The following is a 25,496-nucleotide window of genomic DNA, read 5'->3' on the forward strand; positions in this document are numbered from 1 at the left end:
GTGAACGAAGCGGAAGGCCCCGCTCCCTGGTGGGTGCGGGGCCTTCTGCTCGAGCAGTAAGGTCAGGCGGACTCGGAGTCCGTGCCTTCCTGCTTCTCGTCGGAGCTCGCCGAGACTGCGACCGGCGGGGTGTCCGGGACCAGCGACGGCTTCGCCTCACCTCGGAAGGTGAAGTGGGCCTTGTCGTCGGCGCCTTCGCCGTCCCAGCCCTCGACATCCACGATCACGATCTGGCCCGGCTGGATCTCGCCGAACAGGATCTTCTCGGACAGCTTGTCCTCGATCTCCCGCTGGATCGTCCGGCGGAGCGGCCGCGCACCCAGCACCGGGTCGAACCCGCGCTTGGCCAGCAGCTTCTTCGCGTTCTCGGTCAGCTCCAGGGCCATGTCCTTGCCCTTGAGCGCCTTCTCCACGCGGCCCGACAGCAGGTCGACCATCTGGATGATCTGCTGCTCGGTGAGCTGGTGGAAGACGATGACGTCGTCGATCCGGTTGAGGAACTCCGGCCGGAAGTGCTTCTTCATCTCCTCGTGGACCTTGGACTTCATCCGCTCGTAGTTGGAATCAGCGCCCTGACCACTGGAGAAGCCGAGACCCACGGCCTTGGAGATGTCCTGCGTGCCGAGGTTCGAGGTGAAGATCAGCACCGTGTTCTTGAAGTCCACCGTGCGGCCCTGGCCGTCGGTGAGGCGGCCGTCCTCCAACACCTGCAGCAGCGTGTTGTAGATCTCCTGGTGGGCCTTCTCGATCTCGTCGAACAGGACCACGGAGAACGGCTTGCGGCGGACCTTCTCGGTGAGCTGGCCACCCTCCTCGTAGCCGACGTACCCGGGCGGGGCGCCGAACAGCCGCGAGGCGGTGTAGCGGTCGTGGAACTCACCCATGTCGATCTGGACGAGCGCGTCGTCGTCGCCGAACAGGAACTCCGCCAGCGCCTTGGACAGCTCGGTCTTACCGACACCGGACGGACCGGCGAAGATGAACGAACCGGACGGGCGCTTCGGGTCCTTCAGGCCGGCGCGCGTGCGGCGGATCGCCTGGGACACGGCCTTGACCGCGTCGTCCTGGCCGATGATCCGCTTGTGCAGCTCCTCCTCCATGCGGAGCAGACGGGTGGTCTCCTCCTCGGTGAGCTTGAAGACCGGGATGCCGGTCCAGTTCGCCAGCACCTCGGCGATCTGCTCGTCGTCGACCTCCGCGACGACGTCCAGGTCACCGGCCTTCCACTGCTTCTCCCGCTCCTCCTTCTGACCGAGGAGCTGCTTCTCCTCGTCCCGCAGGCGGGCGGCCCGCTCGAAGTCCTGCGCGTCGATCGCGGACTCCTTCTCGCGGCGGACGTCGGCGATCTTCTCGTCGAACTCGCGCAGGTCCGGCGGCGCGGTCATGCGGCGGATGCGCATCCGGGCGCCGGCCTCGTCGATCAGGTCGATCGCCTTGTCCGGCAGGAAGCGGTCGTTGATGTAGCGGTCGGCCAGGCTGGCCGCGGCCACCAGCGCGGAGTCGGTGATCGACACGCGGTGGTGCGCCTCGTAGCGGTCCCGCAAACCCTTGAGGATCTCGACAGTGTGCTGCAGCGACGGCTCGCCGACCTGGATCGGCTGGAAGCGGCGCTCCAGAGCCGGGTCCTTCTCGACGTACTTGCGGTATTCCTCGAGCGTGGTCGCACCGATGGTCTGAAGCTCACCGCGGGCCAGCATCGGCTTGAGGATGCTCGCCGCGTCGATCGCGCCCTCGGCGGCGCCAGCGCCGACCAGGGTGTGGATCTCGTCGATGAACAGGATGATGTCGCCGCGGGTCTTGATCTCCTTGAGCACCTTCTTCAGGCGCTCCTCGAAGTCACCGCGGTACCGGGAACCGGCGACCAGCGAGCCCAGGTCCAGCGTGTAGAGCTGCTTGTCCTTCAGCGTCTCGGGCACCTCACCCTTGACGACCTTCTGGGCCAGGCCCTCCACGACGGCGGTCTTGCCGACGCCCGCCTCACCGATGAGCACCGGGTTGTTCTTGGTGCGCCGCGAGAGGACCTGCATGATCCGCTCGATTTCCTTCTCCCGGCCGATGACCGGGTCGAGCTTGTTCTCGCGCGCGCTCTGCGTCAGGTTGCGGCCGAACTGGTCCAGCACCAGCGACGACGACGGCGTGCCCTCGCCGCGACCGCCGGCCTCCGCAGGCTCCTTGCCCTGGTAGCCGGACAGCAGCTGCAGGACCTGCTGGCGCACCCGGTTGAGGTCCGCGCCGAGCTTGACCAGCACCTGGGCGGCCACACCCTCGCCCTCGCGGATCAGGCCGAGCAGGATGTGCTCGGTGCCGATGTAGTTGTGGCCGAGCTGCAGCGCCTCGCGCAGCGACAGCTCCAGCACCTTCTTGGCCCGCGGGGTGAACGGGATGTGTCCGCTCGGGGCCTGCTGCCCCTGGCCGATGATCTCCTCGACCTGTTGGCGCACGCCCTCCAGCGCGATCCCCAGCGACTCCAGCGCCTTGGCGGCGACACCCTCACCCTCGTGGATCAAGCCCAGGAGAATGTGCTCGGTGCCGATGTAGTTGTGGTTGAGCATCCGGGCCTCTTCTTGGGCCAGGACGACCACCCGCCTCGCGCGGTCGGTGAACCTCTCGAACATTCGCACTCCCTGACTGCTGCGCCGGCGGTCTCGTTGGCGGGACACGGCTCCTGCATCGCCGATGCCCACGACGGGTTCAGCACTCTTGAGGACCACTGTAGTAGTCCCACCCGGTCGCGGTCTGTGCCCGCTACGGCCTGCTGCCCACATTCTTGTCCGGCACCCCGACCAACGATTCGCTGGCCTGCGGGATTCCCGTTTTCGACCGATCGGATGGACGTGTCCGCTGAGCGCGAACACGCACGTCGGAAAGCCGTGCGTAGCGGCCCTAGGCGGGCCGGTCGGTTTTCCCGGCGCCGCGCCCGCCGATCGGCACCACCATTGGAGTACCCGCCACCGGATCAGCAATCACGCGTGCGTTGAGACCGAAGACCTCGGCCAGCAGCGGCTCGGTGAGCACGTCGGCCGGATCGCCCTCGGCGACGACGGCGCCGTCCTTCATCGCCACCAGCCGATCGGCGTAGCGGGCGGCGAGGTTGAGGTCGTGCAGCACCATCACCACGGTGCGGCCGCTCTCGTCGTGCAGCTGGCCGACCAGCTCCAGCACGTCCACCTGATGGGACAGGTCGAGGTAGGTGGTCGGCTCGTCGAGCAGCAGCAGGTCCGTGCCCTGGGCCAGCGCCATGGACAGCCAGGCCCGCTGCCGCTGCCCGCCGGAGAGCTCGTCCAGCGCGCGGTCGGCGAGGTCGCTGATGCCGGTCATGCCCAGCGCCTCGGCGACGGCGGCTTCGTCGTCCGAGGACCACTGCCGGTACCAGGACTGGTGCGGGTGCCTCCCGCGCGCGACCAGGTCGGCGACGGTCAAGCCCTCGGGCGCGACCGGCGACTGCGGCAGCAGGCCGAGCACCTTCGCGACTTCCCGGGTCGGCATCTTGTGGATCTGCTTGCCGTCCAGCAGCACGCTGCCGCGCTGCGGCTGGATCAGTCGCCCGAGGGCGCGCAGCAGGGTCGACTTGCCGCAGCCGTTCGGACCGATCACCGCGGTGATCGTGCCGTCCACTACGTCGAAGTCCAGGCCGTCGGCGATGACCCGGTCGCCGTAGGCGAGTTTCAGGTCGGTGGCGTGCAGCCGCTGCCGGGACGCGCCAGCGGCGGTCTCCTCGCTGGACGTGGCGGACGCGGTCATGCTCGGACCTCCCGGTACCGACGGACGAGCAGGTAGATCAAGTACGGGGCACCCAAGATCGCGGTGACGATGCCGACCGGCAGCTCCAGGGTGCCGAACGCGGTCCGCGAGATCACGTCCGCGCCGACCACCAGCGCGGCCCCGAACACCATCGAGGCCACCAGCGGCGGGCGCGAGGAGCGCGCCAAGCGCAGCGCGATCTGCGGCGTGGCCAGCGCGACGAACTGGATCGGCCCGGCCGCCGCTGTCGCGACCGACGCGAGCACCACCGCGGCCAGCAGCAACACACCGCGCGACAGGTCCGTGCGCACGCCGAGCCCGCGCACGGTGTCGTCGTCGTACTGCAACGCGCCGAGCGCGTGCGAACAGGCCAGGACCAGCGGGACCAGCACGACCAGCGCGATCGCCGTGGGCACCACGTGCTCCCAGCCGCGCGCGTTGAGGCTGCCGGTCAACCACACCAGCGCCCGGCCTGCCTCGTTGACGTCGCCGACGGTCAGCAGCCAGTAGGTGGCGTTGCCCGCCAGGGCGCTGACCCCGATGCCGACCAGCACCAACCGGTAGGAGTCGATGCCGCGCCGGTTGGACAGCGCGTAGACCGCGAAGCCGGTGAGCAGCCCGCCCGCGAGCGCGACGAGCGGGAGGCCGTAGTCGGCCAGCGCTCCGGCGAGGCTGCCCGCGGTGCCGCCGAGCACGATCACCACGGTCGCCGCGGTTCCCGCGCCCGCGGTGATGCCGAGCATGTCCGGGCTGGCCAGCGGGTTGCGGGCGAGGGTCTGCATGAGCGCGCCGGACAGGCCCAGCGCGGCGCCGACCAGCAACGCGGTCAGCGACCTGGGCATCCGCAGTTCCCAGATGATGATCTGCTGCGCCCGGTCACCGTCGCCGACCAGCGTCCGCAGCACCTCCGCCGGGCTGATCTGGTACTCGCCGAGTCCGATGTTGAGCACGAAGACCGCCAGCAGCAGCACCAGCCCGCCGAGCAACGCCAGCAGCGGTCGCCAGCGCAGCACCCCGGAGAACGGGCCGAGCCGCGCCGGACGCCGCCCAGCGATCGGTCGTTCCACCACCTGGGTCACAACCGCACCAACTTCCTGCGACGCACGAGCGCGATGAAGAACGGGGCGCCGACCATCGCCAGCATCACCCCGACCTGCACCTCGGACGGCCGTGCCACGAGGCGCCCGAGCACGTCGGCCAGCAGCACCAGCGAGGCGCCCAGCAACCCGGCGAAGGGCAGCAGCCAGCGGTAGTCGGCACCGGTGAAGAACCTGGCCACGTGCGGCACGATCAGCCCGACGAAGCCGATCGGCCCGCAGATCGCGACCGCGCTGCCGACCAGGATCGCGATCCCGGCGATCCCGACCCGGCGCGACCACTGCACCCGGTGCCCCAGCGAGCGGGCGACGTCCTCGCCGAGCGACAGCGCGTTCAGCCCGCTGGCGTTGGTCAGCGCCAGCACGATCCCGACCAGCACGAACGGCAGCACCTGCGGGATCACCGCGGGGTCGTTGACCGCGATCGAACCGACCTTCCAGAACCGGTAGGTGTCCATCGTCTGCTGGTCGGTGAGCACCAGTGCCGAGGTGATCGCCTGCAGCAGGAAGCTGATCGCGGTGCCGGCCAGCGCCAAGGTCACCGGGGTCGGGCCGCCGCGGCCGAGCGAGCCGATCGCGAACACGGCCAGCGCGCCCAGCACCGCGCCGGCGAAACCGAACCAGATGAAGCCGAGCAGCGTCGTGACGCCGAAGGTGTAGACGGCCAGGACCACGGCCAATGCCGCGCCCTGGGTGATGCCGAGGATGCCGGGGTCAGCGATCGGGTTGCGGGTGTGGCCCTGCATCAACGCCCCGGCCAGGCCCAGCGCAGCGCCGGCCAGCACGCCGACGATGGTGCGCGGCACCCGCAGCTCGCGGATGATCAGGTCGTTCTCGGTGCCGGTCGGCGCGATCAGCCCGCTCCACACCTCGCCCAGCGGGATGGTCTTGGCGCCGACCACGACGCTGAGCACGCAGCTGACCAGCAGGGCCGCCAGCAGGACGGCGATGCCGATGAGCCGACGGCGGCGGCGTTCGCGCATCCGGGCACCGCCCACAGCGGCCTGATCAGCTGCGCGTGGACCGTCGACGGCCAGGCTGCCACTCACGTCCCACTCCCTCTGCCAGATCACCCGATCGACAGTCAGGTTAGGCGCACCTAAGCATCGAGCCCAGAGCGGGGCGAGATGTCCGCCGTCACACCGGCAGGGGCGATCCACGGGAAAAGCCCGGCGAAATGATCATCCCGCTTTTCGGGAGTTTTGCGTTGAATAGCGTTATCCGAACGCAACGAGGGGCGTTCACCCGGTGCTTGCCGGGTAAACGCCCCTCGCGTTGCTGAGTGCGGCGAGCCGCGGAAACGAATTCGCTTCTGCGTCAGTTCGCCTGGTGGTACTGCTCGACGATGTCCGCCGGGATACGACCACGGTCGGAGACCTTCAGGCCGCGCTTGCGCGCCCATTCCCGAATGGCCTGGTTCTGCTCGCGATCGGCACTCGTGGAACCGCTGGCGGCAGCGCGCCCGCCACCCGCACCCGGACGCGGACCCGGCTTCTTGCGACCGCCCGCGCGACGCGCGTTGGAGACGTAGTTCGCCAGCGCGTCCCGCAACTCACCAGCATTGTCCGCGGAAAGGTCGATCTGGTAGGCCACACCGTCCAATCCGAACTCGACGGTTTCGTCGGCCTGACCGCCGTCCAGATCATCGACAAGGGTGACAGTGACCTTCTGCGCCATCTTCGAAGTCCTCCCCGGAAGAGCAAAATGTGCCAGGAACGGGACAGCACGAACTGCTGGGAGCGGGAACTCCCCCGCGAGTACTCCAAAAGCCGTCACCGAAACATTCTGACGTCAGGTTAGCGCAGCAACTCCAGCAATGCACTCATCTCAGCCGGAAAATTCAGCACCGCCACCCTGATCGGGTCATTCGGGTCGGACCAGCGGGAACAGGATCGTCTCCCGGATACCGAGACCGGTCAACGCCATCAACAACCGGTCGATACCCATTCCGACGCCACCGCTCGGCGGCATTCCGTACTCGAGCGCGCGCAGAAAGTCCTCGTCGATCGGCATCGCCTCGTCGTCACCGGCAGCGCCGAGCGCGGCCTGTTCCTCCAGGCGAGCGCGCTCCACCACCGGGTCGATGAGTTCCGAGTAACCGGTGGCCAGCTCGAACCCGCTGACGTAGAGGTCCCACTTTTCCGCCACACCCGGCTGCTCCCGGTGCTGACGGGTCAACGGCGAGGTCTCCACCGGGAAGTCGCGCACGAACGTAGGAGCGGTCAAATGATCGCCGACCAAGTGCTCCCACAGCTCTTCCACGAGCTTTCCGTGACCGTGCGCCGGATCGGTCTGCAATCCGTTCGAGTCGGCGTGCTTGCGCAGCACCTCGACCGGAGTTTCCGGGGTGATCTCCGAATCGAGCGCTTCGGACAACGAGTCGTACATCCGCAAGGACGCCCACTCACCGGAGAGGTCGTACTCGGTTCCGTCGAACCAGGTGACCACCTGCGAACCGGTGACCTTCTCCGCCGCTTCCTGGATCACCGCGCGGGTCAGGTCGGCCATGTCGTTGTAATCGGCGTACGCCTGGTAGAACTCCAACATGGCGAACTCCGGGGAGTGGGAAGAATCACTCCCCTCGTTGCGGAAGTTCCGGTTGATCTCGAAAACCTTCTCGATCCCACCGACCACGCAACGCTTCAGGTACAACTCCGGCGCGATCCGCAGGAAAAGATCCATGTCGAAGGCGTTCGAATGCGTCACGAACGGACGAGCCGCGGCACCGCCCTGCAAGGTCTGCAGCATCGGGGTTTCCACCTCGATGTAACCGCGCCCTTCGAACGAATCCCGCAACGAGCGCTGCATCGCGGCTCGAGTGCGCACGGTCTCCGCGGCCTGCTTTCGGACGATCAGGTCGACATAGCGCTGCCGAACCCGCATTTCCTCGCCGAGTTCCTTGTGCATGACCGGAAGCGGGCGCAGCGACTTCGACGCCATTCGCCATTCATCGGCCATCACGGACAACTCACCGCGACGGGAGGTGATCACCTCTCCATGCACGAAGACGAAGTCACCGAGGTCCACCTCCGCCTTCCAAGTCGCCAGCGCGTCCTCGCCGACCTGCTTGAGGCTGAGCATCGCCTGCAGCTCGGTGCCGTCGCCGGCCCGCAGCGTGGCGAAGCAGAGCTTGCCGGTGTTGCGCAGGAACATCACGCGGCCGACGACGCCGACCTGCTCCCCGGTGGCGATGTCCGGCTCGAGCCCCTGGTGGGCGGCGCGGATCTCGGCCAGGCCGTGCGTGATGGGCAGGGTCACCGGGTAGGGGTCGATTCCGGCGTCGAGCAAGCGCTCGCGCTTCTCCCGCCGGACCCGCATCTGCTCCGGCAGGTCGTCGACGCCGTCATCGCTGGTTGCCGGGGGAATGGAACGATCCTCAGTCACGAGCACCAAGGGTACGGTTCGCGGTTTGTTCGCGAATGAGGAGGGCTCGTCCCGTGCCAGTTCGCGCTTTTCAGCCGAAGTTGCGGTCGTAGACGAGGCGGAGGCCTAGGAGGGTCAGGTCTGGGACGTGGTGGGTGATGGTCGTTGATTCCGCCACCACGAGGGGGGCTAGGCCCCCGGTGGCCAGGACCGTGGTGGGGCCGCTGTGGGTGGCTTCGAGCTCCGCGACGATGCGGCGGACGAGGCCGTCGACTTGGCCTGCGAAGCCGTAGAGGATGCCGGATTGGAGGCATTCCACGGTGTTCTTGCCGATCACCGAGCGCGGGCGGACCAGCTCCACCTTGCGCAGCTGTGCGGCGCGGGAGGCCAGGGCGTCCAAGGAGATCTCGATGCCGGGTGCGAACGCTCCGCCCAGGAACTCGCCCTTCGCCGAGATCACATCGATGTTGGTGGATGTGCCGAAGTCGACCACCACGCAGTTCGTGGCGTGCAGGTAGTGGGCGGCGAGGGTGTTGATCACCCGGTCCGCGCCGACCTCCTTCGGGTTGTCCACCAGCAGCGGAACCCCGGTGCGCACGCCCGGCTCGACCACCACGCGCGGCACGTCGTCCCAGTACTTGGCGAGCATGACGCGCAGTTCGCGCAGCAGGGCCGGCACCGTGGACAGTGCCGCGATGCCGGTGATCCGGTCCGCGTGCTCGCCGAGCAGACCGCGCATGGTCAGCGCCATCTCGTCCGCGGTCATCCGCGGTTCGGTGCGCATCCGCCAGTCGTGGACCAGGGTCGCGGCGATGTCGGAACTCCCCGACTTTTCGTCGTAGAGGCCCAGCACGATGTTCGTGTTTCCGACGTCGATGGCCAGCAACACCGTCTCAGTCCGTTCCTTCCGGGTTCGTGCCGGTCGATCAGTGCTCGGGCTGCTGCAGAAGGGCGTCGAGCTTGGCCGCGTCGTCGGTCTCGGCGGGTGCCTCCGCCGGAACTGCCGCGCTGATCAGGCCGGAGCCCTCCGGCGCGACACCCGGCTGGTCCCCGGCCTCCAGGATCTTGTTGTCGGCGTCCACAAAGATCACCTTCGGCCGGATCGAGCGCGCTTCCAGCTCGTCCATCACGCCGTAGGAAATCAGGATCACGACGTCACCGGGCTCGATCAGGTGCGCGGCGGCGCCGTTGATGCCGATCACGCCGGACCCGCGCTCGCCGGTGATCACGTAGGTCTCCAGGCGGGCGCCGTTGGTGACGTCCACGATCGCCACCTGCTCGCCCTCGAGCAGGTCCGCGGCGTCCATCAGGTCGGCGTCCACGGTCACCGAACCGACGTAGTGCAGGTCGGCCTGGGTCACCGTGGCGCGGTGGATCTTGGACTTCAACATGGTGCGGAACATCGCAGAACCTCCTACCGCTGATACCGCATCGTCTCGACGTATCTTGCGCGATGCCGTGGCACCCGCGCCGTCGCCCTGTCAGTTCTGCTCGGACGCTTCCGGGTTGTTGAGCAGCACCAGCGCGTTGTCGATCAGCCTGGTGCTGCCGACGCGGGCCGCCACCAGCAGCCGCGCCTCGCCCTCGACCGGGACCGGGCCGAGCTCGGTGTCGCGCAGCTCCAGGTAGTCGAGCTCCACCGACGGCTCGGTGGCCAGCACCTCGCGCGCGGCCTTCAGGACCGCCTCGGACCCGTTCGAACCGGCGAACGTCGCAGCGGTCAGGGCCGCCGAGATCGCCAGCGCGGCGTCGCGCTGCTCGTCGCTGAGGTAGGTGTTGCGGGAGGAAAGCGCCAGGCCGTCCGATTCCCGCACGGTGGGGATGCCCTGGATCAGCGGTTCCAGGTTCAGCTCGCGCGCCATCCGGCGGATCAGCACCAGCTGCTGGTAGTCCTTCTCACCGAAGAACGCGATGTCCGGGCGCACGATGTTGAGCAGCTTCAGGACCACGGTGAGCATGCCGTCGAAGTGGCCGGGCCGGGCGGCGCCCTCCAGCTCCTCGCCGAGCTGTCCGGAGTGGACGGTGATCTGCGGGTCGTCACCGTACATCGTCTCGACCGACGGCGCGAAGACCAGCTCGACCCCGGCCTCCCGGCACAGCGCCAGGTCGTTGTCGAAGCTGCGCGGGTAGCGGTCGAAGTCCTCGTTCGGACCGAACTGCAGCGGGTTCACGAAGATCGACACGACCACCACGCCGTTGATGTCGCGGCGGGCCCGTTCGATCAGCTCCATGTGCCCGCGGTGCAGCGCGCCCATCGTCGGCACCAGGTAGACCGTGCGGCCGGTGGCTCGCAGCGCGCGGGTGACCCGCGTCAGGTCGGCGGGCTCGCGGTGCACGGTCAGCGCGCCGCGTTCAAAACCTGCGTTCATCACGACTCCATCGTTCTTGCGCGCCGTGATCACGACGGCTCTTCATCAAGTGCTTCGCGGACCTCAGCGGCCCCGTCGGCGCGCAGGATGCCCGCGCGCTCGGCCCGTTCCGCGGTCCGCCTGGCCATTTCCCGGTAACCCGGGACTACGTCCGGATTCGCCTCGTTCAGGGCGGCGAGATGCGCGCGGACCGTGCCGGCATCGCCGCGCATGACCGGGCCGGTGATCGCGCGGTCGCCGAAGCGCAGCGCGTTGTCCAGCGAGGCGGACAGGATCGGCGCCATGACCCGGTCGGCGTTGTCGACACCGGCGCTGCGCAGCAGTTCCGCGCACTCGTTGACCAGGGTGATCAGGTGGTTCGAGCCGTGGGTGAGCGCAGCGTGGTACAGGCGCCGGGACTCCTCCGGCACGCGCACCGGCTCCATGCCGAGCTCCAACGTCAGCGCCTCCGCCACGTGCCAGCCTGCCTCGTCCACAGTGGACGCTGTGACGGCCATGCAGGCGTTGCTGAGACGCTCGACGTCCTCGGCGCGTCCGGTGAAGGTCATCGCGGGGTGCAGCGCCAGCGTGAGCACCCCGACCTCGGCCGCCGCGGCGAGCGCGGACACGCCGTGCGCGCCGGAAGTGTGCGCCAGGATCTGCCCGGCGCGCAAGGATTCGGTCGCGACCAGACCTCGGACCAGCCCGGCGATGGTGTCGTCCGGGACCGCCAGCAGCACCAGATCGGCCTGCTTGGCGACTTCGTCGGGCGGCAGCACGGCCACCTCGGGCAGCAGTTCCTCCGCGCGGCGCAGCGACGCGTCGGACACGGCGGAAACCGCGACCACCTGGTGCCCAGCTCGCTGCAACGCCGCGCCCAGCACGGCACCCACCCGACCCGCGGAGATGACTCCAACGCGCAGTCGAGGGCCCGTGCGACCAGCAGACATCGCCACGTCGTCCTCCATACCGTTCCAGTCCCAACCACCGGGTACCGGACAGCAGCGCGAGACTAGCCCGCCAGCGGCCCGCAGACCCTCCCAGGTGGCGAGAACCACGCCACCTGGGACACCCCTCCGACACCACCCCGGATCGCCCAGTCGCCTGCGACGACGCAATTTCAAGGGAAATCAGAGGTCTGATTTCCCTTGAAATTGCGGAAGTTCTCCACAGGACCCCAGGCCTGTCCACACCTCTAGGCATGTCGGAACCGGACACCCGCCGGTGTGTCGGACCAAACACCCCCCGAACCACCGCCCAGGGGTTCGGATCGGAGTCTGTCCCCGGGGTCCGCTGCGGGATGTTGATCTACAGTTTCAATTGAAACTGTAAATCCCACCCACGGCGGATCACAGTTTCAATTGAAACTGTGATTGTCGGTCAGTCGCGGGTGCGCTGGGGCGGGTGCTTGGGGAGCGGGCGCTTGAGGTTGTGCTGGGTCAGCTCGTCGAGCTTGATCCGGGCGGTTTGTATCGCCTGCTGGGTGCCCGCTGCCGAACGCCTCGCCTGCTTGAGGTCCTCGATCAGCTCCTCGCGACGTGACCTGCGGGCCGCGCTGGTGGTGCGCCCCTCGGACGCCCGGTACTGCAGGAACGCCAGTTCGGTGACCGCGATCTGGTAGTCGCGGACCGCCTTGGCCGCCTCGTGCCCGGCGCTGCGGCGCACCTTGCGCAGCCAGCCCTTCCGGCCGGCCAGCGTGGCCAGCATGTCCATCTCGCTGTGCACGATCAGCCCGGCCCGCTCCAGCACCGGCAGCTGCTCGATGACGATCCGCTGCTCACGCTTGCGCTGCCACAGCACCAGGCCGAAGGTGCCCAGGAAGATCGGCACCATGATCAGGAAGTAGACGTTGAGGAACTCCGCGCCGCCGAGCAGCGTCGCCGCGTTCCACACCGCGTGCAGCAGGAACGCCGCCGCGAAACCTCCCAGCAGGTAGACCGGGCGCAGGCGCTTGTTGTCGGTCCGCGAGGCCAGACCGATGCCGATGCCGAACATCGAGCTGAACAGCGGGTGCGAGAACGGCGCCAGCACGCCGCGCATGATGAACACCGCCACCACGCCGCCGCCGAAGCTGCCGAAACCGTCGATCGCGAACGCCTTGCCGAAGTACAGGATGTTCTCGGTGAAGGCGAAGCCCGCCGCGGTCAGCGCCGCGTAGACGATGCCGTCGACCATCCCGTTGAACTCCGAGCGGCGCTTGAACCACAGCGCGACCACGAACAGCGCCTTCGCGCCCTCCTCCACCAGCGGCCCCATCACCGCGGTCAGGAGGAACTTCTGGTCGCCGGCGCCGAACAGGGAATCGACGAGCTGGATGACGGTGTCGTTGAGCAGCAGCGAGCAGGCGGTCGCCCCGCCCACGCCCCACAGGAACGCGCCGAGCAGCAGCATCGGCGGCTCCGGCTCCCACCGGTCGATCCAGATGATCGCGGCGAACACGACGCCAACCGGCAGCAGAGCAGCTACGGCACCGACCAGCGCGGGCAGCAGACCGACCCGCGACGTGGTGACACCGGCCATCACCAACCCGCAGATCCCGAGCACGATCAGGCCGGCGACCGGCCAGCCGACGGCGTGGTGCTTGCGGGTCTGGAGCTTGCGCGCGCCGGAAAGATCGGCGGCGGGCTTCCGGAGATCAGGACTCGACACGGACAAAACCCTATTGAAGGGAGTCCAGCCCCGCCCGGACAGTCACCTTCTCAGGCGCGGCGCCGCCTCCGGCGCTGCGTGTCGGAGGCGTTTCCGTACGCCGCGAGCAGATCGTTCACCGAGGTCCCCTCGGCGTGCGCGCCCTCCGGGTCCGGCACCGGAGCGGCAGCGGGAGCCGAGGCGGGCGCGGGAGCAGCGACCGCAGCGGGTGCCGGAGCAGGCGCTGGCTCTACCGGCGCCTTCGGGGGCTCCGGGGCGCGCTGCGGCGGTTCGTGGTGCGCCTTCTCCTGCGGACGGGCCGGTCGCGGGCGGGATGGGTGTGCCTGCGCGGCTTGCGGTTTGAGGCGCGGCTTCGGGTGCTGCTTCGGCCTCGGTTCCTCGCGCGGCTCCTCGCCGGAGAGCCTGCTGATCAGCTCGGTGTTCTGAGGCTGCGCGGCGGGCAGTTCCCGGCCCTGCGGGGCCTGGACGAGCTGGCCTTCGAACTTGCTGCTGTTCTCGCCCAGCGAGCGGACACGGGTGGATTCGGCGCGCAGCGCGACCCGCTCGAACAGCACGTCGCCGCCGAGCACCTGCTCCAGGCTCGTCCGCAGCCGCTGCAGCTCCGCTTGCAGCGCCTTCAGCTCGCCGTCGGACTCCTCGGCCGCCTTCCGGCGGGCCTCGGCCTCCGCCTCCAGCTCGAACTCGCGGCGGGCCGCGATCTCCCGCTCCAGTTCGAGCTCGTAGATCCGCTGCCGGTCCTCGGCGACCTTCTCGTCCTCGGCGACCCGGTTGCGAAGTCGGGCGACCGCGAATGCTCCGATCAGCGCCGACCACAGCGCGGCGACCAGTCCTAACCGCAGCAGACGGGCGTCGCTGCTGACGACCAGCACTGCGGTGGCGGCCGCGGCGAGCACGAGCGCGCCGACCCACAGGGCGGTCGAGCCGCCTGCGCGGGATTCGGTCTCGGTACTGCCGCGGTCGGACATGCCTACCACGGTACCGGGCGGTTATCAGTTCGAGATCTGAAGGCGAGCAACGCGATTCCACATTGATCGCGGTGGCGCACACCGCCCGCCCCCGAACGGCCGAAACGTGGCCTGCGAACGCGCTCCCCAACGGCGCCAAACCCGGTGCGAGGTGGCAGTTTTGCCTAGAACTGACGCCCCGCTCTCGCGGTCAGTTTCCGGCAAAACTGACACCGGGCACGACACACCGGAGTGTGTCGGGGACGTTCAGTCCTCGTCGTCGTAGGGCTCTTCGGGCTCGTCGGGATTGCGCAGGCAGTGCTCCAGCCACAGGCCCGCCGCGATCAGCGCGCCCGCACTCACCAGGCCAATCACCGCGGCGACCATGTCGTCCTGCGCCGCCTCCACAGTTCCGGCGATCGGCAGCAGGTAGGCGCCGAGCCCGATCCACACCCCGGCCATGATCGCGCCCGCCATCGAGGACGCCTTGGCCAGCGCCACCGCGCGCGCCGCCGTCGGCCCGTCCAGCGGCTCGGTGCCCGGCTTGCGCTTCACGCGCGGACGCATGACCAGCGCCAGTACCAGGTCGACCAGCGCGATCAGCAGCAGGGTCGCCCCGGCCAGCTGCGGCAACCGCGGCAGGTCCCCGTAGGTGATCCGGGTGAGCAGGAAGATCACGACCGCCGCCGCCACTCCATTGGCGATCAGCTGACCGGGCTTGGTGAAGGTCATGTGCTCTGCTCGTCGCGGTGCCACGGCTCCAGGATCCCACCTGATCGCCACCGCAGGAGTTCCGGGCGAAAATCGCCTTGAGTCTCCCCCGACAGGAGGGTCGAAGGTGGACGACGTGAACGACACCGCGCGCTACACGATCGGCGAACTGGCCCGTCGCACCGGACTGACGGTGAAGACGATCCGGTTCTACTCCGACATCGGCGTGGTGCCGCCCACCGACCGGACCGCGGCCGGTTACCGCCAGTACGACGTGACCGCCGTCAGCCGCCTGGAACTGGTTCGCACGCTTCGCGAACTGGGCGCCGGGCTGGACGAGGTGAAGCAGGTGCTCGCCCGCGAGACGACGCTCGCGCAGCTGGCCAGCGCCCATCTCGGGCTGCTGGAGGAGCAGATGCGCGTGCTGCGGACTCGGCGAGCCGTGCTGCGGGCGGTGGTCAAGCTCGACCGTTCGACCGAGGAGATACGACTCATGCAGGAATTGGCGAAGATGCCCGACGAGGAGCGCAACCGGCTCATCGACGAGTTCTGGGACGAGGTCAGCGCGGACCTGAACGTGGCTCCGGGCTTCACCGAGTGGATGCGCTCGGCGAAGCCCAACCTGCCCGACGACCCGAGCACCGAGCAGCTGGAGGCCTGGCTCGAGCTCGCCGAACTGGTGCAGGACCAGGACTTCCGGCGCGCGGTGCGGGCGCTGTACCAGGAGCACTCGAACCGCCGCGAGGCCGGCGAAACGATGATCGACCACTCCAACGCTCCCAAGTGGTGGGCGATCACCGACGAGGCGAAGACCTCGGCCGAGTCCGGGACCGCGCCGGACAGCGCCGAGGCTCGGGCCCTGGCCGATCGGCTGATGGAGCTGGCCACCGAGGAGTGGGGAAAGCCGGACACCCCGGAGTTCCGCCGCGAGATGGCCGCGTACTACGAGGAGCACGACGAGCGGACATCCCGCTACTGGGAGCTCCTGGCCATCATCAACGGCTGGCCGCAGCACCCGGCCACCAACGAGGCGACCCACTGGCTGGCCACCGCCCTCCGCGCCTCCGCCCAGTAGCGGAACGTCCTCGCCGCTCAAACCCCGTGAGCACTTTCTGGTGCCATAGCCCCAGGAAGTGCTCACGGGTCAGCACCGCTGGGTCAACGCCGCCGGCGCTTCTTGCTCGAGAGGCCGCGCCGGGTGAGACCCGCCAACGGGTGCACCTGGGCCGAGCTCACCGCTAGCGGCTGGACGAGCTCGCGCAGGTCGGCGATTCCGGCCGAATCCGGATGGCCGGACGCCAGCGCATCCTCGAACAGCCGAGCTCGTTCCGCGCGTGGCAGCTGCTCGACCACGCGGCTGGTCGCCTCCGGGCCCGATGTCTCCAGCACCTGGATCAGCTGCTCGGCCAACAGCGAGAACATGTCGGTGCTCGGGAGGTCGGTCTGTTCGAGGGCCCCGCTGAAGACCAGCTCGTGCGTCGCCAACGGCCCGAGCACCGCGTCTTCGCGCAGTCTCCAGCAGCTCCTCGTCGACGGCGATCTCACCGGGATGCGCAGCCGCCACGAATCGCTCGAGCACTCCGCACTCCTCGTCATCCAGCTCGTAGTGCAGCCGCACAGGTTGGAGCCAATCGACAGGATCTGGTCAGGCCGGCAGCGGGCTCAGGTGAGGGTGAGGTCCTCGCGGAGGTGGACGTCGGCGATTTCGTCGTCCGGCAGGGCTTTCAGGAGTTCCGCGACTCGGCCGTGCCCCGGAAGCTCTGCGTCCGGGTCGATCGCCAGCCACGGGATCAGCACCGTCGCGCGGCTCGGCGTTCCCGGGTGCGGGAGCAGGAGTTCCGGGTCGTCGCTGCGGACACCGTCCACAGTGACCACGTCGACGTCCAGGGTGCGCGGGCCCCAGCGCTGTTCGCGCCGGCGTTCCGCCTGCTGCTCCAGCTGCTGGCCGCGGCGCAGCCAGCCCCACTCGTCCAGCTCCGGGGACTCCACGACGATGACCGCGTTGAGGAAGTCCGGCTGGTCGGTGACGCCCCACGGCGCGGTCTCGTACACCGGCGAGGTCGCGACCAGCACGTCGGCGAACCCGTCGACGGCGAGTTTGAGGAAGCTGAGCCGATCCCCGAGGTTCGACCCCAGCGAAAGCACCGCCCGGCTCATCTCACCCTCCCCAAAAGCCTCCGGCCCCGAAGGGGAGGCTCCCAAATTTCCCTAAAATTGGAACCACCCGAACCATGCACCGGCGATGGGGTGGGACGTCCAAATTTCCCTAAAGTTGGAAACCCAGGTGACATCCCGGGTGGCCGCGTCACTCCGCGGCGGCGCGGCCGCGACCGCCGCGGCGGGAGCGGCGGATGGTCACCGCCACGTCGGCGAAGGTCAGCGGGATCGGCGCGCTCGGCTTGTGGATGGTGACCTCCGCGGCGTGCACCCGCTCGTCGGTCATCACGTCGTCGGCGATCTCGCCCGCCACCGCTTCGATCAGGTCCTTCGACGGCCCGGCCACGATCGCCGCCGCGCGTTCGGCCAGCTCGCCGTAGTGCATCGTCTTCGCGAGGTCGTCGGTGGCCGCAGCCTCGCCGAGGTCGATCCAGACCGTGATGTCGACGAAAAAGTCCTGCCCGTCGCGCTTCTCGTGGTCGAAGACCCCGTGGTTGCCGCGAACCTTCAGGCCGGTCAACGTGATCCGGTCAGCCACCGAACTCCCCTCCGCTGCGCCACGCGGCGGTCACCGCGACGGCGTCCAACGATTGCCGCACGTCGTGCACCCGGACACCCCAGGCGCCGCGGTCAGCGGCCAGCGCCGACACCACCGCGGTCGCGGTCTCGCGCCCGGCGGGCGGACGCGGGGTGCCTTCGTCATCGGCCAGCAGCCGTCCCAGAAACCGCTTGCGGGAAGCCCCGACCAGCACTGGGAAGCCCAGCTCGACGAAGACCTCCAGCCGCTGCAGGAGCTGCCAGTCGTGCTGCCCGGTCTTCGCGAAGCCCAGGCCCGGGTCCAGCACGATCGCTTCTTCGGCCACGCCTGCCTTCAGCGCGACGTCGACCTGGTGCAGCAGCTCGTCGCGCACCTCGCCGACCACGTCGGAGTAGACCGCGAGGTCGTTCATGCCCTTGCTGTGGCCGCGCCAGTGCATCAGCACCCACGGCAGCCCGGTGTCGGCGGCAACGTGCGCCATGTCCGGATCGGCCAACCCGCCGGACACGTCGTTGATCACCGCGGCACCGGCCTCCGCGGTCGCCGCGGCGACCTTGGCACGAGTGGTGTCGACGCTGACCGGGACGCCTGCGGCGACGAGCTCACGGACCACGGGCAGCACCCGCTCGATCTCGGTCGCCGGGTCGACGCGCTCGGATCCGGGCCGGGTCGACTCCCCGCCCACGTCGATGATGTCGGCACCCATCCGGTGCATCTCCACGCCGTGCGCGATGGCCGCGTCGCGGTCCAGGTAGCGCCCGCCGTCGGAGAACGAATCCGGCGTCACGTTCAGCACGCCCATCACCACGCAGCGCGGCGGGTTCGGCAACCGCGGGTGCATCAGCGTCCCCTGATCAGCGACAACGCCTCGGAACGCGAGGATGCCGAGGTGCGGAACTGGCCGCGCACCGCGGACGTCGTGGTGGTGGAACCGGCCTTGCGCACGCCCCGCATGCCCATGCACAGGTGCTCGGCGTCGATCACCACGATCACCCCGCGCGGCTCCAGCCTGCGCACCAGCGCGTCGGCGACCTGCGAGGTCAGCCGCTCCTGCACCTGCGGGCGCTTGGCGTAGAGGTCGACCAGCCGGGCCAGCTTGGACAGCCCGGTCACCCGCCCCCGCTCGTTCGGGATGTATCCGACGTGCGCGTACCCGTGGAACGGGAGGAGGTGGTGTTCGCAGTTATGGGTCAGATGCCCGTTGATCAGGAAGGTCGGGTGCGGTTCGCACTTGTAGCTGTAAACCGTGTACGGCTTGGCCCCGGTTGCCTCCAAGCGCCGAACCGACTCGACCTTGACCCATTGCGACTCGATCAAGTCGGTGCGATGGGACTCCTGGCTGAAGCCGTGCCGCAGAAGCCAGTCATCGGCGATCCACAACCTCGAGATCTCGGAAGTTTTCGGCGTGAACCGAGCACCGATCACCTGAGCGACGTCTTCCAAGAAGCCGACGTTCATACTCGTCAACATCCGCCCACGCCCAGACTTCGACCGGTCCCCGTCCCCGTCAACATAGGCGTCCAGGAATCCATGGAACGTGATCTGGTTCGACATCACGACTCGCGGGAACCGCTGCCGCTGGTGATGCGCGTCCCCGCCGACGTACTGCCGCACCAAGTCCGCCAAATAGGACGAAACGACTCGCACTCGGAAGCCTTCGACCTGGCGTTGCAAATAACCGGACGGCCTCTCGATCTCTTCGATCGAAGCATCGATGCCGAAGGCGCAGTCGAGCGCGTAGGTGAAGTTCTTCGCGAAGTCGCGGTCGTTCACCACCAACGACACGTATCTGTCGCCGACCGTGCCGTCCGAGCACAAGGCTCCCAGCACGTAACCGAACTCGTAACCCACGCGCGGCTGCCACCGCTGGCGGCGCAACTTCCTCGGCGGAGTCCACTCGATGTAGGAACCCGCCACGTCCTTGGCTTCCTGCCAACCCTGCGGGGTGGCCAACGGATGATCAGGAGTGACCTGGAACCGGCCCTTCTCCGTGACGACTTCGACGAGTTCGCGCTTCTGGTGAGAGCTGACCTCGACGACTTCGGTCTGCTCGACCTTGCCGTCGACGAGGGTCCAGAAACGATCTCCGATCTGGACGTCCCGAGCTGGCTTCGCACCGCCGACCAAGTTGACGGTTTGCTTGCTCGGCACGCACTGCGAGTACACCGGGATGTCGCGGACCAGGACGAGTTCCTCGTGGGCCTCGTCGAAGGTCTTGTCCAGGACCTCGTCCGGGTTGGTGTAGAGCCCGGCGAACAGCTCGCGGTAGGCGCGAGCGACGCGGGCGGGAGTGTCGCGCAGACCCTCCCGGTCCGGGTCCTCGCCCGCCGCGAGGAGCAGTTCCCGCACCGCGGCTTCAGCGCGGTCATAGTCGAACTGGGGAATGTGGAAAGAGCCGTCGGGACGGGAGTTGTCTCCCGCCCCGATCGGCTCGTCGACCGAACTGGTCAATTGTTCTTTCCTCCACTGGCCGCAGGGCCAGTATCAGCGGTTGGTGCCGCTGCCGTTGTCCTGGGCCGAATCCGGTCCCTCCGACCGCGGAGCTTCCTCGGCCTGCTGCTCGCCGTGCTCCGGCGCCGCCGGTTGCTCGGGCTGCTGCGCCCCGCGCTCCCAGGACGGCGTCCAGTTGTACTGGCTCTGACCGCCGGAGTAGTTGGAGCCCGACGGCGTCGTCGCCGGGGTCCAGCCGGGCGGGGCACCGTAGTTCGGCGGCACCGCCTGCGGGGCCTGGCCCTGCTGCTGCGGCGGCTGCGGCTGCTGGATCTGCACCGTGCCCTGGTTCGCACCGGCACCGGCCAGGGTCGGCTCGTGCTGACCGTGGCTCGGCTGGGCGCCGTTCTGGTCGCCCGCACCGATCGCCGACGGCGCCGGGGTCGGCTCCTCCTTGACCGGGGGCCACGGCTCGCCGCGCTCCTTGGCCAGCTCGCCGGGGGTCTTGATCGGCGGCTTGTCCGACGGGGTGCGACCGGCGAAGTCGTTGAACGCGGTGATCCTGGGGCGCTTCTCCACGCGGGCGAAGATCCGCTCCAGGTCCTTGCGGTTCAGCGTCTCCTTGTCGATGAGCTCCAGCACGAGGTCGTCGAGCACGTCGCGGTAGGTGTTGAGCACCTCCCACGCCTCGGTGTGCGCGGCCTCGATGAGGCGACGCACCTCCTCGTCGATCTCGTGCGCGACCTCGAGCGAGTAGTTCGGCTGCTGGCCGGCGGTGCGCCCGAGGAACGGGTCGCCCTCCTCCTTGCCGTACTTCACCGCGCCCAGGCGGGCGGTCATGCCGTACTCGGTGACCATCGCGCGGGCGATCTTGGTGGCCTGCTCGATGTCGCTGGACGCACCGGTGGTCGGCTCGTGGAAGACCAGCTCCTCGGCGGAGCGGCCACCCAGCGCGAACACCAGGCGGGCGATCATCTCCGAGCGGGTCATCATGTCCTTGTCGTCCTCGGGGACGACGAGGGCGTGCCCGCCGGTGCGACCGCGCGGCAGGATCGTCAGCTTGTAGACCGGCTCCAAGTCGGACATCGCCCACGCGGCGAGCGCATGCCCGCCCTCGTGGTAAGCGGTGATCTTCTTGTCCCGCTCGGAGACGATCTTGCTCTTGCGGCGCGGACCGCCGACCACGCGGTCGACAGCTTCCTCCATCGCCGCGGCGGTGATCAGCTGGCCGTTCTCACGCGCGGTGAGCAGCGCGGCCTCGTTGACCACGTTCTCCAGGTCGGCACCGGAGAAGCCGACGGTGCGCTTGGCCAGGCTCTCCATGTCGACGTCCTGGGCCAACGGCTTGCCCTTGGAGTGCACGCCGAGGATCGCGCGGCGACCGCGCAGGTCCGGCGCGGACACCGGGATCTGACGGTCGAAGCGGCCCGGGCGCAGCAGCGCCGGGTCCAGGATGTCCGGGCGGTTGGTGGCGGCGATCAGGATGATGCCGCCGCGCGAGTCGAAGCCGTCCATCTCGACCAGCAGCTGGTTGAGGGTCTGCTCCCGCTCGTCGTGGCCACCGCCGAGGCCGGCGCCCCGCTGACGACCGACCGCGTCGATCTCGTCGACGAAGATGATGCACGGCGCGTTCTGCTTGGCCTGCTCGAACAGATCGCGCACGCGGGAGGCACCGACGCCGACGAACATCTCGACGAAGTCGGAACCGGAGATGGAGTAGAACGGCACGCCGGCCTCACCGGCGACAGCGCGCGCGAGCAGCGTCTTACCGGTGCCGGGCGGGCCGTAGAGCAGAACGCCCTTCGGGATCTTCGCGCCGAGGGCCTGGTAGCGGCCGGGATTCTGCAGGAAGTCCTTGATCTCGTGCAGTTCCTCGACAGCCTCGTCGGCACCCGCGACGTCGGTGAACAGCGTCTTGGGCATGTCCTTGGTGAGCTGCTTGGCCTTGGACTTGCCGAAGTTCAGGACGCGGTTGCCGCCGCCCTGGACGTTGTTCATCATCCACATCAGCAGCAGCACGAGCAGGCCGATGGGCACCAGGTAGAACAGCATCTGCACCCAGAACGAGTCCTGGGAGACCTTGGTGTTCCAGGTCGGGACATGCGCGTTGCGGATCTCATTGACCACCTGGTCGGTGGACCCGGCCGGGTACTGCGCGATCAGCTGTTTGCTGCCGTCGAAGTTCTGGCCGTCATTCAGGGTCAGCCGGACCCGCTGCTCCTTGTCCTCGATCGTCGCTTCCTTGACCTTGCCCTGAGCGATCTGCTCGAGCGCCTGCGACGTGGAGACTTCGCGGTAAGCGCGCGTCTCGTCGAAGAGCACGTTGAAGGACAAGATCAACAGAAATGCGATGAGGATCCACAGCAGCGGGTTGCGGAGCAGGCGCTTTCGGTCCATTCACTTGCGGCCGACGGGCGGCCTCGACCCTCCCTGACTGTCACTTCGGGCGACGGCTGCTCGGCAGGCACAGTTAGCCCTGGCCATCAACCCCTTCAGACCAGCGTACCGGCCGATGTGCGGGCCCGACCACGCCGCGCCCGACACAGGATGAACAGCGTATCCGGTCGCCCCGCCCCAGTGGGCCAGGAGGGGCGAACCGGACATACGTGTTCCAGGCGTCAGACGCCCGAGGTGTAGACCTTGGGGTCGAGCGAGCCGATGTAAGGAAGGTCTCGGTAGCGCTCGGCGTAGTCGAGGCCGTAGCCGACGACGAACTCGTTCGGGATGTCGAACCCGACGTACTTGACCGGCAGGTCGACCTGGACCGCATCGGGCTTGCGCAGCAGCGTGCACACCTCCAGGGAGGCGGGGTTGCGCGAGCTGAGGTTCTTGAGCAGCCAGGACAGCGTCAGACCCGAGTCGATGATGTCCTCGACGATCAGCACGTGCCGGTTGGCGATGTCGCGGTCCAGGTCCTTGAGGATCCGCACCACGCCGGACGACGAGGTCGAGGAACCGTACGAGCTGACCGCCATGAACTCGAGTTGGGCGGGCTGCGGCAGGGCCCGCGCGAAGTCGGTCATGAACATGACCGCGCCCTTGAGGACGCCCACCAGCAGCAGATCGCCACCGGAGTCCTGGTAGTCCTCGTTGACCTGCTTGGCCAGCTCGGTGACCTTGTCCTTGATCTGCTGCTCGCTGATGAGCACTGACGCAATGTCGCCGTCGTACACGGCCCGGCTTCCCCTCTTCGGCGATAAGACAGTTCCCCCGGTGCTGCAACGCCCCGGTCTCGACAACGCGGCGCCCGTCAGCCATTCGGCGGCTTGCGACCCGCGGCTACGACTTGAAGCGTGCCATGCGCACGGCGAAGCACAAAGTCACCCGGCAACCTCGGCCCACCCTGTCCACGCCACTCGGTGAGCAACGCGTCGGCGGCCCTCAGGTGCGCATCGGTGAGCTCCGGGACGCCCCGATCCAGCAGCCACGCCTTCACCACGCGACGCCGCAGCGCTGCCGGAATTTCCCGCAGTGCCAACGCATCCAGCCCTTCACCGGCCTCGACCCGACGGCGCTCAGCGGCGGCCAACTCGTCCAGCGCGTCAGCGTCCTCGCGCAGCTGCTGCGCGGTCCGGGCCAACGCCTCGTGAACTCCGCCTTGCAGGACTCCGTCCATCAGCGGAAGAACTTCTGTGCGCAACCGCACACGGGTGAACCGGGCATCGGCGTTGTGCGGATCCTGCCAAGGTTCGAGCCCGAGCTCCCGGCACACCTCCTCGGTCGTCGCCCGCCGCACGCCCAAGAACGGCCGCGCCCACGGCGGATCCACCGGCCGCATCCCGGCGATCGACCGCGCCCCGGAACCCCGCCCCAACCCGAGCAGCACGGTTTCCGCCTGGTCGTCGAGGGTGTGGCCGAGCAGGACGAGCGAGCCGGGCGGACGTCGTTCGCGCAGCGCCCGGTAGCGCGCGCGACGCGCGGCGGCCTCTGGACCACCGGAGCCCTCGACCTCGACCTCGATCACCTCGGCTACGGCTCCGAGCTCGGCGAGCTGCTGGGCAGCGCGAGCGGCGACGTCGGCGGAGCCGACCTGGAGCCCGTGATCCACCACCAGGCCGTGCAACGGGACGCCCGCGTGGCGGGCGGCGTGCGAGGCGGCAGCGGCGAGCGCCAGCGAGTCAGCGCCGCCGGAGCACGCGACGACCAGCGGAGCGCCCCGGAACGGCGCGGCCTCGGCGGAGCCGAGCAAGCGCCGGACGGCGCCTCGGACGGCGCTGACGGCGGGAGGCGGCGGCACGCCGCCATTCTCCCGCCGGAGGCGACGGTCCCGCGGAGCGGGCGGCGTCAGCCGTGGATCCGGCGGATCCAGGCGGCGGGGTCGCTGATCTCGGCGCGGATCGGCAGGTGGTCCGGCGAGGTCCAGACCGCGTTGAAGCCGGTCATGCCCACCTCGTCCACCACGTGGCGGGTGAACGCCGCGCCCTGGGCGTACTGGCGGATCTTGGCGTCCACGCCGAGGAGGCTGCGCAGCAGGCGGTCCAGCAGGCCGCCGCCCTTGCGGCGTTCGGTGAAACGGCTGCGGATCGTCGCCACGCTCGGCACCACCTGCGGGCCCACCGCGTCCATCACGTGGTCGGCGTGGCCTTCCAACAGCGTGGAGATCGCGATGATCCGGTCCAGCGCGAGCCGCTGCTGCGGCGTTTGGAGTAGCTCGATCACGCCGAGCATGCCCGGGCTGGAGTCGCCGGAGCGGACCGCGCGGGCTTCCCGCAGGATCGTCGGGATCCTGCTCAGCAGCTCACCGGTGGTGCCCTCCATCTCCGCGAGCAGGATGCCCAGGCTCTCGGTGAAGTGCTCGCGCAGCCACGGCACCGCGTTGAACTGCAGGCGGTGCGTGGACTCGTGCAGGCACACCCACATCGAGAAGTCCTCGGCCGGAACGCCGAGGGAGCGCTGCGCCGCGACGATGTTCGGTGCCACCAGCAGCAGTCTTCCGCGCTGGCCGGCGACCCCGGACTCGCCGTACGGGTCGAACTGCCCCAGCACCTTGCCGCCGAGGTAGGCCAGCACGAGCCCGGCCTGCACCCCGGCGCTGCGCGCGCTCAACCCGCCGAAGAGGTCGTAGGCCCGCTGCATGCGGGCGTCGGCGGAGGACAGCGCGGCGTCGGTCAGAGCGGCCAGGCCGTGCGCGGCCCCGCGCACCCAAGCCGGCCGGTCCACGACGTCACCAGCGATGATCGGCAGGTCCTGGCCGAGGCCGGTCCGCTCGCGGACGTGGGTCTCGGCGTCGACGCTGAACCGCCGCAACGAGCGAACCGCCTGCTCAGCCTCTGCCCGCGGCACCTCCGGACCCGGCTTCATCAACCGGACGGCGGTCGCGACAGCGATGTTCCAGTCCAGCGCCCGATGCTCCGCAGCCGCGCTCATGGAAACGGGCAAGGTGGAAGGTCGCTCGTTCACACGACTGACCGTACCCGCCTGCCGGGCCCGCAGGTACCTCGGAAACGTGTCCGGCGAACTCGTTTCGGGTGACAGAACCGCAGTGCCTGTCTTTGATCCTTGTTTTTGATCTTCGTCT

The 25,496-nt window shown here is 68.9% G+C and carries 22 protein-coding genes and 2 pseudogenes; 1 reads left to right on the plus strand and 23 read right to left on the minus strand.

The annotated features are described in order from the left end of the window. Nucleotides 1-62: 62 nt before the first annotated feature. From ACWCO2_RS13430 to ACWCO2_RS13490, 13 genes are all read right to left on the minus strand, one after another. Nucleotides 63-2,615 carry an ATP-dependent Clp protease ATP-binding subunit gene (locus ACWCO2_RS13430; RefSeq protein WP_450128019.1) on the minus strand — a complete coding sequence of 851 codons (2,553 nt, stop codon included), beginning with the start codon at nt 2,613-2,615 and terminating at the stop codon, nt 63-65. A 268-nt stretch (nt 2,616-2,883) separates the two neighbouring features. Next, nucleotides 2,884-3,741 carry an ABC transporter ATP-binding protein gene (locus tag ACWCO2_RS13435; protein WP_450128020.1) on the minus strand — a complete coding sequence of 286 codons (858 nt, stop codon included), beginning with the start codon at nt 3,739-3,741 and terminating at the stop codon, nt 2,884-2,886. Then, nucleotides 3,738-4,820: a FecCD family ABC transporter permease gene (locus tag ACWCO2_RS13440; RefSeq protein ID WP_450128021.1), complete on the minus strand. Its 1,083-nt coding sequence runs from the start codon at nt 4,818-4,820 to the stop codon at nt 3,738-3,740. The genes ACWCO2_RS13435 and ACWCO2_RS13440 overlap by 4 nt, the downstream gene beginning before the upstream one ends. Beyond that, on the minus strand, nt 4,817-5,887 hold the full coding sequence (locus ACWCO2_RS13445; protein ID WP_450128022.1) for a FecCD family ABC transporter permease: 1,071 nt from the start codon (nt 5,885-5,887) through the stop codon (nt 4,817-4,819). The genes ACWCO2_RS13440 and ACWCO2_RS13445 overlap by 4 nt, the downstream gene beginning before the upstream one ends. 268 nt (nt 5,888-6,155) lie before the next feature. Beyond that, a complete protein-coding gene (locus ACWCO2_RS13450) occupies nt 6,156-6,515 on the minus strand; it encodes a histone-like nucleoid-structuring protein Lsr2 (protein WP_450128023.1) in 360 nt (119 codons plus the stop codon). Nucleotides 6,516-6,701: 186 nt separating this feature from the next. After that, entirely contained in the window at nt 6,702-8,156 is a 1,455-nt protein-coding gene (gene lysS, locus ACWCO2_RS13455; protein ID WP_450128108.1) for a lysine--tRNA ligase, read from the minus strand. A 136-nt stretch (nt 8,157-8,292) separates the two neighbouring features. Further along, entirely contained in the window at nt 8,293-9,090 is a 798-nt protein-coding gene (locus ACWCO2_RS13460; RefSeq protein WP_450128024.1) for a type III pantothenate kinase, read from the minus strand. Nucleotides 9,091-9,127: 37 nt separating this feature from the next. After that, nucleotides 9,128-9,604: an aspartate 1-decarboxylase gene (gene panD, locus ACWCO2_RS13465; protein WP_450128025.1), complete on the minus strand. Its 477-nt coding sequence runs from the start codon at nt 9,602-9,604 to the stop codon at nt 9,128-9,130. A gap of 78 nt (nt 9,605-9,682) precedes the next feature. Beyond that, nucleotides 9,683-10,570: a pantoate--beta-alanine ligase gene (gene panC / locus ACWCO2_RS13470; protein WP_450128026.1), complete on the minus strand. Its 888-nt coding sequence runs from the start codon at nt 10,568-10,570 to the stop codon at nt 9,683-9,685. A 29-nt stretch (nt 10,571-10,599) separates the two neighbouring features. Further along, a complete protein-coding gene (locus ACWCO2_RS13475; protein WP_450128109.1) occupies nt 10,600-11,499 on the minus strand; it encodes a Rossmann-like and DUF2520 domain-containing protein in 900 nt (299 codons plus the stop codon). Between the two features lie 430 nt (nt 11,500-11,929). Beyond that, entirely contained in the window at nt 11,930-13,198 is a 1,269-nt protein-coding gene (locus tag ACWCO2_RS13480) for a PrsW family glutamic-type intramembrane protease (protein ID WP_450128027.1), read from the minus strand. Nucleotides 13,199-13,248: 50 nt separating this feature from the next. Further along, nucleotides 13,249-14,163, minus strand: coding sequence for a DUF6779 domain-containing protein (locus tag ACWCO2_RS13485; protein WP_450128028.1), 915 nt, complete (start codon nt 14,161-14,163; stop codon nt 13,249-13,251). A gap of 246 nt (nt 14,164-14,409) precedes the next feature. Continuing rightward, nucleotides 14,410-14,898, minus strand: a complete 489-nt coding sequence (locus tag ACWCO2_RS13490; RefSeq protein WP_450128029.1) for a DUF3180 domain-containing protein — start codon at nt 14,896-14,898, stop codon at nt 14,410-14,412. A 91-nt stretch (nt 14,899-14,989) separates the two neighbouring features. Here ACWCO2_RS13490 and ACWCO2_RS13495 point away from each other — a divergent pair, with 91 nt between their 5' ends. Then, the gene (locus ACWCO2_RS13495) at nt 14,990-15,928 is read left to right on the plus strand and encodes a MerR family transcriptional regulator (protein ID WP_450128110.1); all 939 of its coding nucleotides are present in this window, start codon (nt 14,990-14,992) and stop codon (nt 15,926-15,928) included. 83 nt (nt 15,929-16,011) lie between these two features. On the opposite strand, the gene ACWCO2_RS13500 is transcribed toward ACWCO2_RS13495, so the two are convergent. The 10 genes and pseudogenes from ACWCO2_RS13500 to ACWCO2_RS13545 all read right to left on the minus strand — a co-directional run bounded on the left by ACWCO2_RS13500 (nt 16,012) and on the right by ACWCO2_RS13545 (nt 25,345). Further along, nucleotides 16,012-16,449: a hypothetical protein gene (locus ACWCO2_RS13500; protein WP_450128030.1), complete on the minus strand. Its 438-nt coding sequence runs from the start codon at nt 16,447-16,449 to the stop codon at nt 16,012-16,014. Between the two features lie 66 nt (nt 16,450-16,515). Beyond that, complete coding sequence (gene folK, locus ACWCO2_RS13505; protein WP_450128031.1) at nt 16,516-17,010, minus strand: 2-amino-4-hydroxy-6-hydroxymethyldihydropteridine diphosphokinase; 495 nt, start codon at nt 17,008-17,010, stop codon at nt 16,516-16,518. A gap of 148 nt (nt 17,011-17,158) precedes the next feature. Then, the gene (gene folB, locus ACWCO2_RS13510; RefSeq protein WP_450128032.1) at nt 17,159-17,548 is read right to left on the minus strand and encodes a dihydroneopterin aldolase; all 390 of its coding nucleotides are present in this window, start codon (nt 17,546-17,548) and stop codon (nt 17,159-17,161) included. Further along, nucleotides 17,541-18,389, minus strand: coding sequence for a dihydropteroate synthase (folP, locus tag ACWCO2_RS13515; protein ID WP_450128033.1), 849 nt, complete (start codon nt 18,387-18,389; stop codon nt 17,541-17,543). The genes folB and folP overlap by 8 nt, the downstream gene beginning before the upstream one ends. Next, nucleotides 18,389-18,730, minus strand: a pseudogene (gene folE, locus ACWCO2_RS13520) (GTP cyclohydrolase I); the annotation flags it as partial. The gene folP and the pseudogene folE, both read right to left, overlap by 1 nt. Before the next feature lie 969 nt (nt 18,731-19,699). Further along, a pseudogene (locus ACWCO2_RS13525) lies at nt 19,700-19,975 on the minus strand (GTP cyclohydrolase I); the annotation flags it as partial. A gap of 57 nt (nt 19,976-20,032) precedes the next feature. Then, nucleotides 20,033-22,375 (minus strand): ATP-dependent zinc metalloprotease FtsH, encoded by a 2,343-nt coding sequence (gene ftsH, locus ACWCO2_RS13530; RefSeq protein WP_450128034.1) that lies wholly within the window; start codon nt 22,373-22,375, stop codon nt 20,033-20,035. A gap of 221 nt (nt 22,376-22,596) precedes the next feature. After that, the gene (hpt, locus tag ACWCO2_RS13535; RefSeq protein ID WP_450128035.1) at nt 22,597-23,151 is read right to left on the minus strand and encodes a hypoxanthine phosphoribosyltransferase; all 555 of its coding nucleotides are present in this window, start codon (nt 23,149-23,151) and stop codon (nt 22,597-22,599) included. Nucleotides 23,152-23,228: 77 nt separating this feature from the next. Continuing rightward, on the minus strand, nt 23,229-24,215 hold the full coding sequence (gene tilS / locus ACWCO2_RS13540) for a tRNA lysidine(34) synthetase TilS (RefSeq protein WP_450128036.1): 987 nt from the start codon (nt 24,213-24,215) through the stop codon (nt 23,229-23,231). Nucleotides 24,216-24,262: 47 nt separating this feature from the next. Next, nucleotides 24,263-25,345, minus strand: a complete 1,083-nt coding sequence (locus ACWCO2_RS13545) for a zinc-dependent metalloprotease (protein WP_450128111.1) — start codon at nt 25,343-25,345, stop codon at nt 24,263-24,265. Between the last annotated feature and the right edge of the window lie 151 nt (nt 25,346-25,496).

The organism is Saccharopolyspora sp. NPDC002376 (genome assembly GCF_053593195.1).

Coding starts and splice junctions, on each gene's coding strand:
- panD (WP_450128025.1), bottom strand. CDS start 9,604: ATGTTCCGCACCATGTTGAAGTCCAAGATCCACCGCGCCACGGTGACC.
- ACWCO2_RS13500 (WP_450128030.1), bottom strand. CDS start 16,449: ATGACGAGGAGTGCGGAGTGCTCGAGCGATTCGTGGCGGCTGCGCATC.
- lysS (WP_450128108.1), bottom strand. CDS start 8,156: ATGCGGGTCCGGCGGGAGAAGCGCGAGCGCTTGCTCGACGCCGGAATC.
- folK (WP_450128031.1), bottom strand. CDS start 17,010: ATGAGCCGGGCGGTGCTTTCGCTGGGGTCGAACCTCGGGGATCGGCTC.
- ACWCO2_RS13435 (WP_450128020.1), bottom strand. CDS start 3,741: ATGACCGCGTCCGCCACGTCCAGCGAGGAGACCGCCGCTGGCGCGTCC.
- panC (WP_450128026.1), bottom strand. CDS start 10,570: ATGAACGCAGGTTTTGAACGCGGCGCGCTGACCGTGCACCGCGAGCCC.
- ftsH (WP_450128034.1), bottom strand. CDS start 22,375: ATGGACCGAAAGCGCCTGCTCCGCAACCCGCTGCTGTGGATCCTCATC.
- ACWCO2_RS13475 (WP_450128109.1), bottom strand. CDS start 11,499: ATGTCTGCTGGTCGCACGGGCCCTCGACTGCGCGTTGGAGTCATCTCC.
- ACWCO2_RS13545 (WP_450128111.1), bottom strand. CDS start 25,345: ATGAGCGCGGCTGCGGAGCATCGGGCGCTGGACTGGAACATCGCTGTC.
- ACWCO2_RS13430 (WP_450128019.1), bottom strand. CDS start 2,615: ATGTTCGAGAGGTTCACCGACCGCGCGAGGCGGGTGGTCGTCCTGGCC.
- ACWCO2_RS13485 (WP_450128028.1), bottom strand. CDS start 14,163: ATGTCCGACCGCGGCAGTACCGAGACCGAATCCCGCGCAGGCGGCTCG.
- folP (WP_450128033.1), bottom strand. CDS start 18,389: ATGCACCCGCGGTTGCCGAACCCGCCGCGCTGCGTGGTGATGGGCGTG.
- ACWCO2_RS13450 (WP_450128023.1), bottom strand. CDS start 6,515: ATGGCGCAGAAGGTCACTGTCACCCTTGTCGATGATCTGGACGGCGGT.